Annotated in this window: 2 protein-coding genes; one reads left to right on the top strand and one right to left on the bottom strand. The window is 52.8% G+C overall.

The genetic code is table 11. From position 1 onward, the window contains the following. A partial coding sequence (locus tag D1646_RS21885; RefSeq protein ID WP_160638455.1) for a tyrosine-type recombinase/integrase occupies positions 1-486 on the top strand: 486 nt, incomplete at its 5' end. A 236-nt stretch (positions 487-722) separates the two neighbouring features. Here D1646_RS21885 and D1646_RS21880 read toward each other — a convergent pair. Next, positions 723-1634, bottom strand: a complete 912-nt coding sequence (locus tag D1646_RS21880; protein ID WP_160638454.1) for a DMT family transporter — start codon at positions 1632-1634, stop codon at positions 723-725. Positions 1635-1864 lie beyond the last annotated feature (230 nt).

Genomic DNA, 1864 nt, shown 5'->3' with positions numbered 1-1864 from the left:
ATCCGAACCGTGGACTTCTGCAACGCTCTGGCGGATATTCTCCAGCAGGCGAAGCGGGAGCAGGCTCGGAACAGTCTAAAATATGGGGCGCTCTACCGGCTCAACTACTGCAAAGAGGTCAAGGAAAAGAACCGCACCTACTACGAGATCTACATGCTGTCCAGGACGGAGGCCACGCCGGAGACGGATAAATGCCTATCCTTTGTATGCCTCCGTCCTGACGGGTCCATTGAATCCCCCAGCACCGTCAGCCTCATGTGCCGGAGGGCAAAGGAGAAGGTCCCCGGCCTGGAGAATTTCCATTTCCACATGCTGCGGCACACCTTCACCAGCAATCTTCTCTCCTATGGCGCGGCCCCCAAGGATGTGCAGGAGCTGTTGGAACACTCGGATGTCACCACGACCATGAACATCTACGCCCACGCCACCAGAGAGGCAAAGCGTTCCAGCGCAAGGCTTCTGGACAAGGTAGTGAGCAGCGGCTGACGGGGTTTTCCCTTAAATTTTCTCATAAGGGAAAAATCAAGGGAAAATGGCTGGTGGGCAAGCCTCAAACACCTTGAAAACACTGGCTTTCCGGGGGATAGGGGCCCTGTTGATTGATAAAACACAGTTTATCACAGCTGCGTTAAAAGAACGTTGAACATCGGCCCGGGACTGGAAAAGGCCACAAGACCGGCTGGACCAGCCAGCTGATCTTGTGTGGAGGAAGGTATGAGGATTCAAAATTCTTTGCTGGCAAGCGAACCGGGGATTTTGTTCTGCATCTTTGGCTTGGGGAGCATCTGAACCGCAACGCCGAGCAGAATGAAGAACAGTCCGGCCAGAGAGGTCCAGTGAATCGGCTCATGGAGCACAAAGAAAATGTAGATTAGAGAGATAAAGGGGGTCAGATATGCCAGATTGGAGAGCTTGGCCGGGTCGCCCCGGTCCATCGCCATCGCCCAGGTGGCGTAGGACAGGCCGTTGGACAACGCACCCATCCAGAGCACTCCGCCCCACTGGGGGAGCGTTAGCGCCAGGACCCCCTCCGTCCACAGCAAAACGGGCAGAATGACAAGGGCTGACGCGGTGTAATAGATCATAGTGGCAACAAATTTATCACAGGTGACCTTCAGATTCAGCACGGAAAAGAGGGCGTAGCAGGAGGCGGCCAGTACACAGGCCAGCACGCCGCCGGTGTCCAGCTGACTCGGGTTAGACAGGTCCCCCTCGGTGGCAACGATGACTACCCCCAGAAAGGACAGCAGCAGCGCCGCTGTTTTTCGGATGGTCATTCGCTGCCCCAAGATGGGCCAGGCGAACAGGATTATCAGGATCGGCCAGAGGTAGTTGATGATAAATGCCTGCTGCGCTTTCAAATGGGTCAGGCCGTAGTAGAGCAGCATACTGACGGATAGCATACCTATCAGCCCCAGGGCAACGAGCCGAAGCAGGACCCGTATCGAGAGGGATCGCAGCAACGGAAGCCGTCTGGTAAAAAGATTGAGGAAAAACAGAAATCCGGCGGCAACCAGACTGTTGTAAAATGTAGTAGCGATAGAGGAGAGTCCATCGGCCATCAATGTCATGACAGATGCGGTGGATCCCCAAAACAGAATTGAGATACCTGCAAATAGATATTCTCTTTTCATAATTTGACTCCTTGTGATAATGTCTTGATTACTTGTTATTCACTCTGTAAATTGTCTTGTCAAGACATGCAATGGATTTTACTTCAATTTGTAAAATTGAGAAAAATTGTAGAGTGGGCCAGGGTAGTTCCACCTTATGATGCCACAGGAGCGCACAAGCGGCGCAGCCGCTTGCCCCCTTTTGAAAGGGGGTGGAAAGATTATCATATGAAGTGCAACACAAGAAAAAA

The sequence above is a fragment of the Pseudoflavonifractor sp. 60 genome (genome assembly GCF_009911645.1).
Classification (GTDB): Bacteria; Bacillota; Clostridia; order Oscillospirales; family Oscillospiraceae; genus Lawsonibacter.
Note: the sequence above shows the minus strand (reverse complement) of the source record. Positions and strands in the feature narration are given on the sequence as shown.